This is a genomic window from Streptomyces afghaniensis (assembly GCF_044327915.1).
Taxonomy (GTDB): domain Bacteria; phylum Actinomycetota; class Actinomycetes; order Streptomycetales; family Streptomycetaceae; genus Streptomyces; species Streptomyces afghaniensis.
In genome coordinates this window covers 172,340-188,329 of the sequence record NZ_JBIRGJ010000009.1, presented here as the reverse complement: position 1 = coordinate 188,329, position 15,990 = coordinate 172,340, and the positions used below count along the sequence as shown (strand labels likewise).

Below are 15,990 nucleotides of genomic sequence, written 5' to 3'. Positions count from 1 at the left end.
CCCGCCACCGCGGCCGCGGCCGGGCCCGCCCCGCGCCCTCCAGCCCCTCCGCGGGCCGCGCCCCCGCGGCAGTGGACGACTACTCGCCGTCCGACGCCTCCGCTTCGGCGTCCGCCTCGGCCTCCGACGCCGTGTTCGCCCCGTCCGCCTCCAGCAGCCGGCCCAGCTGGCGCCCACTGATCCGCTTGAACTTCCGCTTCTGCGGCCGCGTACGGTCCAGCACCGCGACTTCCAGCCGCTCCGCGGGAATCTCCCGCTCGCTGCCGTTGGTGTCGCGGGACAGCGCCTGCACCGCCAGCTTCAGCGCCTCGGCCAGCGTCATACCGTCCTGGTGGCGCTGGTCCAGATAGTTGCTGATCTGCTCCGCGTTGCCCCCCACCGCGACCGAGCCGTGCTCGTCCACGATGGAACCGTCATGCGGCAGCCGGTAGATCTGGTCACCCTCGGGGGTCTCCCCGACCTCCGCGACGACCAGCTCCACCTCGTACGGCTTCTCCGCCGCGCTGGAGAAGATCGTGCCCAGCGTCTGCGCGTACACGTTCGCCAGGCCCCGGGCCGTCACATCGTCCCGGTCGTAGGTGTAACCCCGCAGGTCGGCGTAGCGCACACCGCCGATCCGCAGGTTCTCGTACTCGTTGTACTTGCCGGCGGCCGCGAAGCCGATCCGGTCATAGATCTCGCTGAACTTGTGCAGCGCGCGGGACGGGTTCTCCCCGACGAACACGATGCCGTCGGCGTACTGCAGCACGACCAGGCTGCGACCACGGGCGATGCCCTTGCGGGCGTACTCCGCCCGGTCGGCCATCGCCTGCTGGGGTGAGACATAGAACGGCGTCGACACCGGTTATCCGTCCCTCTCTTGAAGATTCCGTCGGTTCACTGGACCACCCTCATGAAGACAGCCCGCTGCTCACAGCAGCGCGGCCCGCGGACCGTCGGGCTGCTCCAGACGCCGCTCCAGAACCGACCGCGCGATCTCGGACGACTCGTTCTCGGAGAGCCGGCGGAAGCCGTCCTCGGTGATCACGGTGACGATGGGATAGATCCGGCGGGCGACATCGGGACCACCGGTCGCCGAGTCGTCGTCTGCCGCGTCGTAGAGCGCCTGGACCACGAGCGTCGTGGCCTCGGCCTCGCTCAGGTCGTCCCGGAAGAGCTTCTTCATGGCACCGCGGGCGAAGATCGACCCGGAACCGGTGGCCGCGAAGTTCTGCTCCTCGGAGCGACCGCCCGTGACGTCGTAGGAGAAGATCCGACCCTTGTCCCGGTCCACGTCGTACCCGGCGAAGAGCGGGACGACGGCCAGTCCCTGCATGGCCATGGCCAGGTTCGAGCGGATCATCGTCGACAGCCGGTTCGCCTTGCCCTCCAGCGACAGCTGCGCGCCCTCGACCTTCTCGAAGTGCTCCAGCTCCAGCTGGAACAGCTTCACCATCTCCACGGCCAGACCGGCCGTGCCGGCGATGCCGACGGCCGAGTACTCGTCGGCAGGGAAGACCTTCTCGATGTCCCGCTGCGCGATGACGTTGCCCATGGTGGCCCGCCGGTCACCGGCGAGGACGACACCGCCCGGGAACGTCACGGCCACGATCGTCGTGCCGTGCGGCGCCTCGATCGCGCCCTGCACCGGAGGCAACTTCTTGTTGCCCGGAAGCAGTTCGGGCTGGTGATCGGAGAGGAAATCCATGAAGGAGGAAGACCCTGGCGTCAGGAAGGCAGCTGGTAGACGCCCGGTGCTACGAGTGTTGGCTTCCACGCGATTCCTTCCACGTATGCGACAGCCCGCCCTGTGACGTCGGGCCGATCCTTGGAACAACCCCGGTCCGGTTGCGACCGGGGGCTCGGTATGCCACGGACCCTACCCGTCCTTCGGCGGTGATCCACATGCCCGGCGGCTCCAACTCCGAGGGAGCCACGCCGCACTTGCCCGCCCTTGCCGCCCGGCAGGTCACCGGGCTCCGGACGTCACCGACGCCCGGAGCGCCGCACACGAGGGCATCAGGTCATGCACTGCCCCGCGCGCAGCGCTCCGCGCCGGCTCGTCCGTCACTCACGGCACCCCGTGACCTTCGGAATGAAGGCTCAGGCGCCTTACTGGCCACCCTTTTGAACGAAGGACCGCACGAAGTCCTCGGCGTTCTCCTCGAGGACGTCGTCGATCTCGTCCAGAACCGAGTCCACGTCGTCGCTCAGCTTCTCGTGACGCTCCTTGACGTCCTCCGAAGCCTGCGCTTCTGCCGCCTGCTCCTCGACCTCCTCGGTGGACCGGGTGGCCTTCTGCTGTCCGCCGCCGGTGTCCTTGGTCGCCATATCCCTCACCCCGCTCGGTTCGCCCGACACAGTTGCTCGGTCAAGATCAGACCCTACTCGCCGGGTCTGACAATGGCCCCGCTGTTGCTCCAACGTACGGGGACCACCTCGATGATTCCCGGACCTGGGATTTTCCACCCTGTCCGGCGGGCCCCACCCGAGTACCCGCTGACCGCGCTCACCCGCCCGAAAGGACCCTGACCAGGTCTTCCGCGGTGCGGCAGCGGTCCAGAAGCTCCTTGACGTGATTACGCGTTCCGCGAAGCGGTTCCAGGGTTGGAACGCGCTGGAGGGAGTCCCGGCCCGGCAGGTCGAAGATCACCGAGTCCCAGGACGCCGCCGCCACGTCGTCCGCGTACTGCTCCAGGCAGCGGCCGCGGAAGTACGCGCGCGTGTCCTCCGGCGGCGCCGTACGGGCCCGCTCGACGTCCGCCTCGTCCAGCAGCCGCTTCATGCGCCCGCGGGCCACCAGACGGTTGTACAGGCCCTTCTCGGGCCGTACATCGGCGTACTGCAGGTCGACCAGGTGCAGCCGCGCCGCGTCCCAGTCGAGGCTGTCCCGGCGCCGGTAGCCCTCCATGAGCTCCCGCTTGGCGACCCAGTCCAGCTCGCCGGCCAGGCTCATCGGGTCGTGCTCCAGACGGGTGAGGGTGTCCTCCCAGCGCGACAGGACGTCCTTGGTCTGGTCGTCGGCGTCCGCGCCGAACCGCTCCTCCACGTACTTGCGCGCGAGCTCGTAGTACTCCATCTGAAGCTGCACCGCCGTGAGCGTACGGCCGCTGCGCAGCGTGATCAGACGCTTCAGGGACGGGTCGTGCGAGACCTGGTGGAGGGTGCGGACGGGCTGGTCGACGGCGAGGTCGACGGCGATGAAGCCGTCCTCGATCATCGACAGGACCAGGGAGGTCGTCCCCAGCTTGAGGTACGTCGAGATCTCCGACAGGTTCGCGTCGCCGATGATCACGTGCAGGCGCCGGTACTTCTCGGCGTCCGCGTGCGGCTCGTCGCGGGTGTTGATGATCGGGCGCTTGAGCGTCGTCTCGAGGCCGACCTCGACCTCGAAGTAGTCGGCCCGCTGGCTGAGCTGGAAGCCGTGCTCGTGCCCGTCCTGGCCGATGCCGACGCGGCCCGCGCCGGTGAAGACCTGGCGGGAGACGAAGAACGGCGTGAGGTGGCGCACGATGTCCGAGAAGGGGGTCTCCCGCTTCATCAGGTAGTTCTCGTGCGTGCCGTAGGACGCGCCCTTGTTGTCGGTGTTGTTCTTGTACAGGTGGATCGGCTGGGCACCGGGCAGCTGGGCGGCCCGTTCCGCGGCCTCCGCCATGATCCGCTCGCCGGCCTTGTCCCAGAGGACGGCGTCCCGCGGGTTGGTGACCTCGGGGGCGCTGTACTCGGGGTGTGCGTGGTCGACGTAGAGCCGTGCGCCGTTGGTGAGGATCACGTTGGCCAGGCCGATGTCCTCGTCGGTGAGCTGGCTGGAGTCGGCCGCCTCGCGGGCGAGGTCGAAGCCTCGGGCGTCCCGCAGCGGGTTCTCCTCCTCGAAGTCCCAGCGGGCCCGGCGGGCCCGGTGCATCGCCGCCGCGTAGGCGTTCACGATCTGGGACGAGGTGAGCATGGCATTGGCGTTGGGGTGGCCGGGGACGGAGATTCCGTACTCCGTCTCGATGCCCATTACTCGCCGTACGGTCATGCGGCCCTCCTTGCCCGGCGGCGCCCTCGGTCGTGGGCGCCACTCAGATACCGCTGGCGCTCGGTTGCGTGTGCGGTGCCCGTCCCCGCACTGCGCGACTTGGCGGTACGCAAGAGCCTAGAACGCCTTTGCGCTGGTGGGGAGATCATTTGCGTCATTGCGTTGCTCCACCCGTGGCCTGAAAAACAGTCGGCTGCGGGTACCCGTCGAGGGCACCCGCAGCCGCCCTGCCTTTTACAGGTACTGACCGGTATTCGCCACCGTGTCGATGGAGCGTCCGGTGTCCGCGCCCTGCTTTCCGGTGATGAGCGTACGGATGTACACGATCCGTTCGCCCTTCTTTCCGGAGATCCGGGCCCAGTCGTCCGGGTTGGTGGTGTTGGGCAGGTCCTCGTTCTCCTTGAACTCGTCCACGCAGGCCTGGAGGAGGTGGGAGACCCGGAGGCCCTTCTGGTTCTTCTCGAGGAAGTCCTTGATCGCCATCTTCTTGGCGCGGCCCACGATGTTCTCGATCATGGCGCCGGAGTTGAAGTCCTTGAAGTAGAGAACTTCCTTGTCGCCGTTGGCGTAGGTGACCTCCAGGAAGCGGTTCTCCTCGGATTCGGCGTACATCTGTTCGACGGCCGTCTGGATCATGCTCTGGACCGTGGAGGCCTTGGATCCGCTGTGCTCGGCGAGGTCGTCGCTGTGCAGCGGGAGGCGCTCGGTGAGGTACTTGCCGAAGATGTCCTTGGCCGCCTCGGCGTCCGGACGCTCGATCTTGATCTTCACGTCCAGCCGGCCGGGACGCAGGATGGCGGGGTCGATCATGTCCTCACGGTTGGAGGCACCGATCACGACCACGTTCTGCAGGCCCTCCACACCGTCGATCTCGGCGAGCAGCTGCGGGACGATGGTGTTCTCCACGTCCGAGCTGACACCGGAGCCACGGGTGCGGAAGAGGGACTCCATCTCGTCGAAGAAGACGATGACGGGCGTGCCCTCGCTGGCCTTCTCACGGGCCCGCTGGAAGACGAGGCGGATCTGCCGCTCCGTCTCACCGACGTACTTGTTCAGGAGCTCGGGGCCCTTGATGTTGAGGAAGAAACTCTTGCCGGCGGCCTGGCCGGTCACCTCGGCGACCTTCTTGGCCAGAGAGTTGGCGACGGCCTTGGCGATCAGGGTCTTACCGCATCCGGGGGGCCCGTACAGCAGGACACCCTTCGGCGGCCGCAGTTCGTGCTCCTTGAACAGGTCCGGGTAGAGGTACGGGAGCTCGACCGCGTCGCGGATGGCCTCGATCTGGCCGCCCAGGCCACCGATCTGCTCGTAGCCGATGTCGGGGACCTCTTCGAGGACGAGCTCCTCGACCTCGCTCTTGGGCACGACCTCGTAGACGTAGCCGGAGCGGGGTTCGAGCAGGAGGGCGTCGCCGGGGCGGATGGTGACGTCCAGCAGCGGCTCGGCGAGCCGTACCACCCGCTCCTCGTCGGTGTGCCCGAGCACCAGGGCCCGCTCGCCGTCCTCGAGGATCTCCTTGAGTGTGACGATGTCGCCGACGCGCTCGAACTCCATGGCGTCGACCACGTTGAGCGCTTCGTTGAGCATCACTTCCTGGCCGCGCCGGAGCTCGTCGAGCTCGACGCTGGGGCTGACGTTCACCCTGAGCTTGCGGCCGCCGGTGAAGATGTCGGCGGTACCGTCCTCGTTCGCCGTCAGGAAGACACCGAAGCCGGCCGGCGGCTGCGCGAGCCGGTCGACTTCCTCCTTGAGGGCCACGATCTGGTCACGAGCCTCACGGAGCGTGTTGGCGAGCCGCTCGTTCTGCGCGGACACGCCGGCCAGATTGGTCTGCAGCTCGACGATCCGCTCTTCGAGAATCCTCGTATGCCGCGGAGAGTCGGCGAGCTTGCGTCGCAGGACGGCGATCTCCTGCTCAAGGTAGGCAATCTGCCCGGCCGGGTCGTCGGACCCGCGTCCCGGGCGGATGCCGCGGTTCATGTCGTCGTCGTGGGCTGCCACGGTCCTCACCTCCTCCAAGGGGAGCTGGACGCTTCCAGACCCTACCTGGGCGGGTGTCGATTGAAACCCCTAGATCACAAAGACGGTCGGGGTGTGTCCGATCTTCACCCTTGCGCTCTCCCTCACGCCAGGGGAATACCCAGCGAACATGATTGGAACCCAGCCTCAGGTACGGTCGAAGCGTTCAACACCCGTCAGAGCTGGCCGGATTCCCGGCACGGCTCGACGCACGAAACGGCAGGAGACATGAGCGTGCAGCAGGAGGCCGGGGTCGACGGCGATGCGCTGGAGGTCTGGATCGACCAGGACCTGTGTACCGGTGACGGCATCTGCGCCCAGTACGCGCCCGAGGTGTTCGAGCTGGACATCGACGGTCTGGCCTATGTGAAGAGCCCCGACGACGAGTTGCTCCAGGACAAGGGCGCGACAACGCCCGTTCCGCTGCCGCTTCTCACGGACGTGATCGACTCGGCGAAGGAGTGTCCGGGCGAGTGCATCCACGTACGTCGCGTTTCGGACAGGGCCGAGGTCTACGGGCCGGACGCAGAGTGACTACTTCTCTACGCTCCGTCACTCCTGTCTGATATCTCACACGCCGGGGCGCAGAGGCCTCACACACTGCGGGCACCGGCCGGTGTCGAGCGCACGAACGCGCCGCCGTGCCAACGCCATTTCGCGTCGCTGTGCACATCGGGGCAGCAACGCGGCACATCGGACGACGAGTAGCCGAGGAGCGTGGCCGTGACGGCGCCGTCGCGTACGGCGAAGTCGCTGACGGTGGTGCCGTCCTTGGGGTCGAGCAGGGTCGCCACCACGCGCGGTTCGCCGCCGTCCCCGCCCCGGGTGAGGACGTACACGCCGTCCGGCGGGGTGCCCATCGGGGAGTCGCAGTGGACCACGGCGACCGTCTCGGGGTTGCCGTCGCCGTCGAGGTCGCCGGAAGCCCGCTTCTTCACCACGGCCTTCACCGGGCCGCACTCGATCGGGAACGTCACCGCGGCCGGGTCGGGCGGCGCGAGCTGCGCCGGAGCGCTTCTGGTCTCTGGGCCGGCCGCCTGGGCCGCCGTGGCCGCTCCCGGCTGGAGGAACGAGGAGAAGGCCACGACGCCGGCGACGGCCGTCGCGGTGGCGAGCCAGTGGATGGGGCGGGTGTGGGTGTGGGCGAGCTCCGGGACGGCGGAAGGCTGCACTAGGAGTGTCTCCTGAGGGCTGTGCCGGTGGGTGGCCAAGATGGTGCCACACGTCACACCGCGAGGGAACGGCGGGGTGTGCAGGTCCTGCGCCGGGGAAGTCAGAAGGGTTACGGTCCCTGCCGCTGCGTCAGCGAGCAAATGCCGTCGCGGGCCGCCGCGAGCCCGCGTCACGTCGGCAAGGCGGGCCGTCGAGGGACCTGTTTCAGGTCAAGGGGGACACACGCTGGTTCACCCGTGGCGGCAGCCCGGGCAACAGTGAGGCGCCGTGGCGGAGTTCCCGGAGTGGGCCCGGGAACTCCGCCACGGCGCCTGTGCGTTGTGCGGGGCGGCGGGTCGTCTCAGCGGCCGGTACCGCCGTCGGCGTTGGGGCCGGCGTAGTCCTCGCCGTAGGCGCCCTTGGCGGGGCGGCGGCGGCGCATGGGCGGCTCGACGCCGTCGGCGAGGCGGCGGGCCGTGAGCAGGAAGCCGGTGTGGCCGATCATCCGGTGGTCCGGGCGGACGGCCAGGCCCTCGATGTGCCAGTTGCGGATCATCGTCTCCCAGGAGGTCGGCTCGTTGAAGCAGCCGATCTCGCGGATGGACTCGACGGTCCGGGCGAGCTGGGTGGTGGTCGCCACGTAGCAGCACAGGATGCCGCCGGGGACCAGCGCCTTGGAGACGGCCTCCAGGCACTCCCAGGGGGCGAGCATGTCGAGGATGACGCGGTCGACGTCGGCGTCGGACAGGTTGTCCTGGAGGTCGCCGACGGTGAGCTGCCAGGCGGGGTGCGGGCCGCCGAAGTAGCGCTCCACGTTCGCCTGGGCGATCTCGGCGAAGTCCGCGCGGCGCTCGTAGCTGTGCAGCATGCCCTGGTCGCCGATGGCGCGCAGCAGGAAGCTGCTGAGCGAGCCGGAGCCGACGCCGGCCTCCACGACGCGGGCGCCGGGGAAGATGTCGGCGAAGGCGAGGATCTGCCCCGCGTCCTTCGGGTAGACGACGGCTGCCCCGCGGGGCATGGACAGGACGTAGTCGGGGAGCAGGGGGCGCAGCGCGAGGTAGGCGACGTTTCCTGTGGTGCGGACAACGCTGCCCTCGGGAGCGCCGATCAGTTCGTCGTGCGGGAAGGAACCCTTGTGGGTGTGGAAGTTCTTCCCGGCCTCGAGCGTGAACGTGTAGTGGCGGCCCTTGGGGTCGGTCAGCTGTACCTGGTCCCCGACCTTGAAGGGCCCGCGCCTGCGGGCGGCACCGGTCGGTTCGGACATGTGACCAGCCTACCGGCACCTGAGCGGGCCTCCGACCACGGTCCGGCCACTAGGAGGGGCGGGCCATGGCCTTCACGAAGGCTCGCTCCACGTCGGCCGCGGACAGGACGCCGTAGATCTCGCCGGTCTCCTCGACCACCAGGTACTCGGTCGCGGGAGTCGCCCGGAGCGCGTCCAGGAGCTCCTCGCCGGACAGTTCCGCCGAGACGCGCATGCCGTCGGTCAGGTCCTGGGCGAGGCCGCTGACCGCGACCCAGGGGCGGCGGTGTTCCGGTACGCCGACGATGGCGGCCTCGCGGACGAGGGAGACGGGGTTGCCGTGGGCGTCGACGACGACCAGGGCGCGGGCGCCGGCGGCGTTGGCGCGGCGCAGGGCCTCCGAGAGCGGGGTGTGGGTCTCGACCGGGACGGCTCGGCGGGTGAGCGCGCGGGCGCGCAGTTCGGGGAGGTGCTCGCGCAGGCGGGCCATGCGCAGGCTGTTGCCGGCGCCGGTCCAGATGATCGCGGCGAGGATGGCGGCGAGCAGGGCGTCCAGGACGGTGTCCATGCCGACGTTGTCCACGGCGTCGGTGCCGAGGGCGCCGGACTGGGTCAGCAGGGGCAGGCCGATCAGGACGGAGACGGCGAGGGCGCGGCCGACCCAGGCGGCGGCGACAGTGCCGGCCATCGGCTTGCCGGTGATCTTCCAGACGACCGCGCGGAGCATGCGGCCGCCGTCCAGGGGCAGGCCGGGCAGGAGGTTGAAGGCGGCCACGATGAGGTTGGAGATCATCAGACCGGCCAGCAGCACGCCCGGAACCGTGCCGGGTTCCACGGTCTGCATGGCGGCGAAGAAGACACCGGCCAGGACGAGGGAGAGCAGCGGTCCGACGAAGGCGAGCACGAACTCCCGTCCGGGGGTCTCGGCCTCCTTCTCGATCTCGGAGACGCCGCCGAAGAACTGGAGCTGGATGCGGCGGACCGGGAGCTTGAAGCGCAGGGCGGCGACCGTGTGGGCCAGCTCGTGCACCAGCACGGACGCGTAGAAGGCGACCGCGAAGAACAGGGAGACCAGGTAGCGGGCGGCGCCGAGCTCGGGCAGCACGCGCTCCAGCTGTCCGCCGAACACCCAGGTGATCAGCGCGGCGACGAGGAACCAGCTGGGCGCGACGTAGACGGGCACACCGAACGGCCGCCCCATCAGCAGTCCGCCTCGCGGCTCCGGGCGCTGGGGCGCGGGGCCCTTGCCGTCGGCCGAGTGCGCGAGGTGGCGGTCACCGGTGCCGTGGGTGGCGGGCCGGCTGTGCGCATCGGTCTTGCCCGCGGCGGAGCCCGCGTGCGGCCCGGCGGCGTAAGCACGGTCGGGGTGTGCGTCGCCCTCCGGCGGACGGCCGCTGCCATCGTGGTCGCCGTGGGCGGGGGCCTTGCGCAGGGCGTCGGGCTCGGGGCGGTCGGGGTGCGCGTCCGCCTTCGACAAGCGGGTGCTGGCGTCCTCGCCGTGGGCGGGGGCCTTGCGCAGGGCGTCGGCCTCCGGGCGGTCCGCGTGCGCGTCGCTCCCGGAACGGCGGTTGTCGCCGTGGGCGGAGCCCTCCGGGTGGTCCGCGTGCGCGTCGCCCTCCGAACGGCTGCTGCCGTCGTCCCCGCCGCGGGTGGGGGCCTTGCGCAAGGGATCGCCCTCCGGGCGGTCGAGGTGCGCGTCGGCCTCCGACAAGCGGGTGCCGGAGTCCTCACCCTGGGCGGGGGCCTGCGTGCGGTCGGGGTGCGCCTGGGGTGACGCTTCCGGAGGGCCGTCGGTGGTGGCGGCTGGGGCCTGGCCCGGTGCCGGGTCTCCCGGCCGTACGACCGGACGGTCGGTGCCGGGCGCCTCGGTCACTGCCGGGTCGGCCGTCGGTCCGGGTGCCTGGGGAGACGGGCGGTCGTCCGGCCGGGTCGGCGGCGGCGCGGCAGGGGCGTCGTCGTCGCTCGTGGAGGTGAACCGCCGTACGTCCGTGGACTGTTCGTCGGCGGGGGTCGGGTCGGTGGCCCGGGCCGGATGCCGTGCTTGGCGCTCGGCCGACTCCTCGTTGCCGGACCGCGGCTGCCCGCGCCCGCCGCTCTCGTCCACCGGTGTCCCCTCGTTCGCATCGTCTCCCGCGCCTGCCGGACGGGAGGGTCTCGAGTCGATGGTATGCGTCCGTCGAGGTGCCTTCCGCCCCGGCACCCCTGAGTTTCCCTCCGTCCCGCCTCCTCACTCCTGCCCGCGGCGTGACCGCGGCTGGGTCACTGTCAGTGGCGGCCCGTATGGTCTGGGGCATGGAGACGAGCACCGAGGGCACGGCGCAGCCCGACAGCAGCCCTGCCGCGGCGGTGGATCCGCCGGTACCGGCCGGGTCCGTGGAGGCGGTCATCGAGACGGCAGTGGAGACGGCGGCCGTGCCCGCGGCCGAGACCACACCCACGGCCATACCGCCCGCCTCGCTGTCCCCCTCGCGTGCCAGTGACTTCATGCAGTGCCCGCTGCTCTACCGCTTCCGGGTCATCGACCGGCTGCCGGAGAAGCCGAGCGAGGCGGCGACCAGGGGCACGCTGGTGCACGCGGTCCTGGAGCGCCTCTTCGACGCCCCGGCGGCCGAGCGCACGGCGCCCAGGGCGAAGTCGCTGATCCCGGGCCAGTGGGACCGGCTGCGGGAGACGCGGCCGGAGGTCGTGGAGCTCTTCGCCGACGACCCCGAGGGCGAGCGGCTGGCGCGCTGGCTGGGCGAGGCCGAGCAGCTCGTCGAGCGCTGGTTCACCCTGGAGGACCCCAGCCGGCTGGAGCCGGCCGAGCGGGAGCTGTTCGTCGAGGCCGAGCTGGAGTCCGGGCTGCGGCTGCGCGGCATCATCGACCGGGTCGACGTGGCGCCCACGGGCGAGGTCCGGATCGTCGACTACAAGACGGGGAAGGCCCCCAGGCCCGAGTACTCCGAGGGCGCCCTGTTCCAGATGAAGTTCTACGCCCTCGTCGTCTGGCGGCTGAAGAACGTGGTTCCGAGGCGGCTCCAACTGGTCTATCTCGGCAGCGGCCAGGTGCTGACGTACGACCCGGTCCTCGCCGACCTGGAGCGGGTCGAGCGCAAGCTGCTCGCGCTGTGGGAGGCGATCCGGCTGGCGACCGAGACGGGCGACTGGCGGCCGCGCCCCACGAAGCTGTGCGGCTGGTGCGACCACCAGGCCCACTGCCCGGAGTTCGGCGGCACTCCCCCGCCGTACCCGCTGCCGCTGCGGGCGACCGGCCAGGGCGGCTGAGCCCGGCGGCCTCGCGCAGGGCAGAATGGGGCCGGACTAGCGAAGGAGACTTACGTGGCCATCCGCGTCCTACTGGTCGACGACCAGCCCCTGCTCCGTACGGGCTTCCGGATGATCCTGGAGGCCGAGCAGGACCTCGCGGTCGTCGGCGAGGCCGGAGACGGCCTCCAGGCGCTCGACCAGGTGCGGGCGCTGCAGCCCGACGTGGTCCTGATGGACATCCGCATGCCGCGGATGGACGGCGTGGAGGCGACCCGGCAGATCACCGGCCCCGGGCGGGACGGTCCGGCGAAGGTCCTGGTGCTGACCACCTTCGACCTCGACGAGTACGTGGTGGAGGCGCTGCGGGCCGGTGCCAGCGGCTTCCTGCTGAAGGACGCTCCGGCCAACGAGCTGGTGCAGGCGATCAGGGTGGTGGCCGCGGGCGAGGCGATGCTCGCGCCGAGCATCACCAGGCGCCTGCTCGACAAGTACGCCACGCATCTGCCGTCGGGTGAGGAGCCCGTGCCGGACACCCTGCACACGCTCACCGACCGCGAGGTCGAGGTGCTGAAGCTGGTGGCGCGCGGGCTGTCCAACGCCGAGATCGCCGCGGACCTGTTCGTCAGCGAGACCACCGTCAAGACGCACGTCGGGCACGTGCTCACCAAGCTGGGCCTGCGCGACCGCGTGCAGGCAGCGGTGTACGCGTACGAGAGCGGGCTGGTGCGCCCCGGCGCGCAGTAGACACCCGAGCACCGGAGACACAGAGGGCGCCCCCTGCCGAGCAGGGGGCGCCCTCTTCCGTCACGCACGCGGGTGCGTCAGGAGTCCTTGCTCAGCTCCCAGAAGCGGAACACGGTGGACGCGTCGAGGCAGTACTCCAGTCCGTAGACGCCGTCGCGGACGACCGCGTACTGCTTGGCCTGCCACACCGGCAGGACGGGCAGTTCGTCGGCGACGATGTCCTGGAGTTCGCCGAACTCCTTGTCCGTGGCGGCGCGGTTGGTCAGGGCGGCGGTGCGCGGAATGAGCGTGCCGGTGATGGTGCCGTTGTCGTAGTTGTTGCCCAGCACGTTGCCCTTGCCGAAGAACGGGGCCGTGAAGTTGTCGGCATCCGGGTAGTCGGGCACCCAGCCCTTCACGTAGACGCCGTACTTGCCGGCGGCGATGTCCTTCTCGTACTGGCCGAAGGGGACGGACTTGACGTCGGCGTCGAACAGGCCGCTGGCGTTGAGCTGGCCGGCGATGGCGTTCAACTCCTGGTCGGTGGCGGGGCCGTAGCGGGACGGCGTCGACCACAGGGTCAGCTTCACCTTGCCGGTGATGCCGTCGGCGCGCAGGGCTGCGGCCGCCTTGGACTTGGAGGGGCGGGCGCCGTAGGTGTCGAAGAAGGCCGTGTTGTGACCGGCGATTCCGGCCGGGATGATCGAGTACAGCGGGGTCGCGGTGCCCTGGTAGACGTCCTTGATGAGGGCTTCGCGGTCGATCAGGTGGGCGATGGCCTTGCGAACGCCGGCCTTTCCGGCGACCGGGTCGTTCATGTTGAACACCAGGTGCTGGACCTCGGCGCTGCTGCCCTCGACGACCTCGACTCCGGTGCCGTCGTCGGCCTTCTCCATGTCCGCGATGTCGCCGGCGGTCAGGCCGCGGTAGGCGATGTCGACGTCCCCGGCCTGGATCGCCTGCTTCAGGGCGGTCTGGTCGCCGTCGAAGAACTTGAGCGTCACGCCGGTGTTCTTCACCTTGGCGGTGCCCTTGTAGTTCTCGTTGACGGAGAAGACGGCCTGCTCGTCGTCGATCGAGTCGAGCTGGTAGGGGCCGGAGCCGACGGCCTTGCCGTCCTTGCGCAGCCCGTCCGCGTCGTACTGGCGGTGGTCGACGATGGAGCCGGCGCCGGAGGCGATCTTGCTCGGGAAGGTGGCGTCGGCCGTGTTGAGCCGGAAGACGACCGTCTTCTCGTCCGGCGTCTCGACCTTCTCCAGGGTGGGGAACATGATCGCGGGCCCGTCGGGGTCGTTGATCTTCAGCATGCGGTCGAAGGAGAACTTGACGTCCTCGGAGGTGAGCTGGTCACCGTTGCTGAACTTGAGGCCGTCCTTCAGCGTGCACTTGTAGACCGTGGTCTGCGTGTCGCTGAAGGCGCAGCTCTCGGCGGCCTCCGGCTGGGGTTCCGTTGCGCCCTTGGGGAAGCTGAGCAGCGACTGGAAGACGTTGTTGAACAACAGCCAGGAGCCGGGGTCGTAGCCGGAGGCCGGGTCCGTGGCCAGGACGTCGTCGGACATCCCCACCACCACGTTGGAGCCGTCCCCCGCGGAGTCTCCGGTCTCCGTTCCACAGCCGGTCAGCAGGCCGGAGGCGAGCCCCGCCACGATGGGCAGGACCGGCCACTGGTTGCGTATGTTCACGTGTGTGCCTTGTCGTCGGTTCTCGAGAACGCCCGGAGCATGTCCCCGGCTCCGGGGCACGGTTCCCCGGGGGCCGCGGTCACCGGCCCCGGGGTTCCAGTGGGTCCGTCAGCCACTCACGCCCCGGCCGAGCTCCCACAGCTGGAGCGTCGACGAGGAGTTGAGCGCGTACGCGGTACCCGTGATGTCGTCGCGCGCGGCGACGTACTGCTTGCCCTGCCAGAGCGGCAGCACCGGCACGTCGGAGGCGACGATGTCCTGAATGTCCGTCAGGCTGCTGGAGGCGGACAGCCGGTCCGCCTCACGGCGGGACTCCGGGATCAGGGTGTTGCGGATCTGGCTGTTGTCGTACGGCGAGCCGAGGGTGTTGTCCTTGTCCAGGAACGGCGCGAGGAAGTTGTCCGCGTCCGGGAAGTCGGGGAACCAGCCCATGCCGTAGACGTCGTACTCGCCCTTCTTCTCGGCCGGGCGGAACGTGTCCCACGGCGTGCCCTTGATGCTGACGTCGAACAGGCCGCTGGAGTTCAGCTGGTCGCGCAGGACCTGGAACTCCTGCTTGGTGGCCGGACCGTAGTGGTCGGTCGTGTAGTGCAGCGTGAGCTTCACCGGGGTGGTGACGTTCGCCTGGTTCAGCAGGGCGCGGGCCTTGGTGACGTTCGGGTCGCCGTACTTGTTGAAGAACGAGTTGGAGTGGCCGGTGACGCTGGCCGGGACGAGCGAGTACAACGGCTCGGCCTGGGAGCCGTAGACCTTGGAGACCAGCTCGCTGCGGTTGACGACCTGGGCCATCGCCTGGCGTACGGCCTTGGACTTCACGGTCGGGGCGTCGGTGTTGAAGCCCAGGTAGCGGATCTCCAGGCCGGGCATCTCGACGAGGTCGACGGCGGTGTCCGCGTCGCCCGAGAGCTTGCGGATCTGCTCCGGCGACATGGTGCGCGTCATCAGGTCGATGTCGCCCTTCTCGAGCGCCTCGCCCATGGCGTCGGCGTCCTTGAAGGAGACCATGTCGATCTTGTCGTTGTTCACCTTCAGGCTCCCCTTGTAGTCGGGGTTGCGGGTGAACTCCGCCTTGACCAGCTCGCCGTTCTCGACGTCGGCCTTGAGGGTGTACGGGCCGGAGCCCTGGAGGTCGAAGCCGTCGCGCAGCCTGTTCTTCGGATAGTCGTCGGGGTCGACGATGCCGGCGACCGGGGTCGACAGCTTGTACGGGAAGGTCGCGTCGGCGGTCTTGAGATGGAAGATGACCTCGCGGTCGCCCTGCGTCTCGACGGTGTCGATGGTGGACAGCAGCGCGAACACGCCGCTGTCGGCCTTGAGGGAACGGGCGCGGTCGATGGAGTACTTGACGTCGGCCGCGGTGACGGGGTCGCCGTTCGCGAACTTCAGGCCGTCGCGCAGGGTGCAGGCGTAGCGCTCGTTGCCGGTGTCGGTGAAGCCGCATCGCTCGGCGGCCTCCGGTACCGGCTCGCCCTCGCCGCGCGGCTGGATCATCAGGGTCTGCACGGTCTGGCGCAGGATGTTCCAGGTGCCGACGTCGTAGGCGTACGCCGGGTCAAGGGGCGCGGGGGCGTCCTTCGAGGCGGTGAACCGGTCCGTGGTGCCGACGACGATCGCGCCGCCGTTGTCACTCCCGCTGTCGGACCCGCCGCAGGCGGCGAGCACCGGCGCGAGCAGGCCGATCACGGCCGGCAGCACCAAAGTCTTGCGGTTCATGCTCGAGTTTCTCCAGAGCTGTCGACTCCGTGTACCCGGCATGCAGGGGTGGCGCAGCGGATCACGGGGGTGGGGCGATGTTCTCGCGTCGAGATTAGTCGCGGTCGGCAGGAGGGTTCGCCGCCACCGGAGTTGAGCACCCATCACGCTGCGGAACCGGGCGTGGACGCACTGAAAACCCGACAGCGGAAGCTTTGGTGCAGCGTTCCACC

Annotated in this window: 13 protein-coding genes; 3 read left to right on the top strand and 10 right to left on the bottom strand. The window is 69.7% G+C overall.

Annotation, left to right across the window (positions count from 1 at the left end; translation table 11 throughout):
• Window positions 1–79: 79 nt before the first annotated feature.
• The 5 genes from prcA to arc all read right to left on the bottom strand — a co-directional run bounded on the left by prcA (window position 80) and on the right by arc (window position 6,001).
• A complete protein-coding gene (prcA, locus tag ACH4G3_RS32810) occupies window positions 80–841 on the bottom strand; it encodes a proteasome subunit alpha (RefSeq protein ID WP_397627912.1) in 762 nt (253 codons plus the stop codon).
• Between the two features lie 69 nt (window positions 842–910).
• A complete protein-coding gene (gene prcB / locus ACH4G3_RS32805; protein WP_397627911.1) occupies window positions 911–1,756 on the bottom strand; it encodes a proteasome subunit beta in 846 nt (281 codons plus the stop codon).
• A gap of 335 nt (window positions 1,757–2,091) precedes the next feature.
• Window positions 2,092–2,310 carry a ubiquitin-like protein Pup gene (locus tag ACH4G3_RS32800; protein ID WP_010045349.1) on the bottom strand — a complete coding sequence of 73 codons (219 nt, stop codon included), beginning with the start codon at window positions 2,308–2,310 and terminating at the stop codon, window positions 2,092–2,094.
• Between the two features lie 178 nt (window positions 2,311–2,488).
• The gene (dop, locus tag ACH4G3_RS32795) at window positions 2,489–4,000 is read right to left on the bottom strand and encodes a depupylase/deamidase Dop (protein WP_341868291.1); all 1,512 of its coding nucleotides are present in this window, start codon (window positions 3,998–4,000) and stop codon (window positions 2,489–2,491) included.
• A 234-nt stretch (window positions 4,001–4,234) separates the two neighbouring features.
• Window positions 4,235–6,001 (bottom strand): proteasome ATPase, encoded by a 1,767-nt coding sequence (gene arc / locus ACH4G3_RS32790; RefSeq protein WP_037671286.1) that lies wholly within the window; start codon window positions 5,999–6,001, stop codon window positions 4,235–4,237.
• Window positions 6,002–6,247: 246 nt separating this feature from the next.
• Here arc and ACH4G3_RS32785 point away from each other — a divergent pair, with 246 nt between their 5' ends.
• Entirely contained in the window at window positions 6,248–6,553 is a 306-nt protein-coding gene (locus tag ACH4G3_RS32785) for a ferredoxin (protein ID WP_020274879.1), read from the top strand.
• 59 nt (window positions 6,554–6,612) lie between these two features.
• Here ACH4G3_RS32785 and ACH4G3_RS32780 read toward each other — a convergent pair whose 3' ends face one another.
• From ACH4G3_RS32780 to ACH4G3_RS32770, 3 genes are all read right to left on the bottom strand, one after another.
• Entirely contained in the window at window positions 6,613–7,191 is a 579-nt protein-coding gene (locus tag ACH4G3_RS32780) for a hypothetical protein (protein ID WP_397627910.1), read from the bottom strand.
• A 341-nt stretch (window positions 7,192–7,532) separates the two neighbouring features.
• Complete coding sequence (locus ACH4G3_RS32775) at window positions 7,533–8,435, bottom strand: tRNA (adenine-N1)-methyltransferase (protein ID WP_020274881.1); 903 nt, start codon at window positions 8,433–8,435, stop codon at window positions 7,533–7,535.
• A 49-nt stretch (window positions 8,436–8,484) separates the two neighbouring features.
• The gene (locus tag ACH4G3_RS32770; RefSeq protein WP_397628127.1) at window positions 8,485–10,080 is read right to left on the bottom strand and encodes a site-2 protease family protein; all 1,596 of its coding nucleotides are present in this window, start codon (window positions 10,078–10,080) and stop codon (window positions 8,485–8,487) included.
• A 626-nt stretch (window positions 10,081–10,706) separates the two neighbouring features.
• On the opposite strand from ACH4G3_RS32770, the gene ACH4G3_RS32765 reads away from it, so the two are divergent.
• Entirely contained in the window at window positions 10,707–11,678 is a 972-nt protein-coding gene (locus tag ACH4G3_RS32765; RefSeq protein WP_397627909.1) for a RecB family exonuclease, read from the top strand.
• A gap of 54 nt (window positions 11,679–11,732) precedes the next feature.
• The gene (locus tag ACH4G3_RS32760; protein WP_010045368.1) at window positions 11,733–12,404 is read left to right on the top strand and encodes a response regulator; all 672 of its coding nucleotides are present in this window, start codon (window positions 11,733–11,735) and stop codon (window positions 12,402–12,404) included.
• Window positions 12,405–12,481: 77 nt separating this feature from the next.
• Here the strand turns inward: ACH4G3_RS32760 and ACH4G3_RS32755 are convergent, their stop codons facing one another.
• The gene (locus tag ACH4G3_RS32755; protein ID WP_397627908.1) at window positions 12,482–14,065 is read right to left on the bottom strand and encodes an ABC transporter substrate-binding protein; all 1,584 of its coding nucleotides are present in this window, start codon (window positions 14,063–14,065) and stop codon (window positions 12,482–12,484) included.
• 108 nt (window positions 14,066–14,173) lie between these two features.
• Window positions 14,174–15,778, bottom strand: coding sequence for an ABC transporter substrate-binding protein (locus ACH4G3_RS32750; RefSeq protein WP_397627907.1), 1,605 nt, complete (start codon window positions 15,776–15,778; stop codon window positions 14,174–14,176).
• Window positions 15,779–15,990 lie beyond the last annotated feature (212 nt).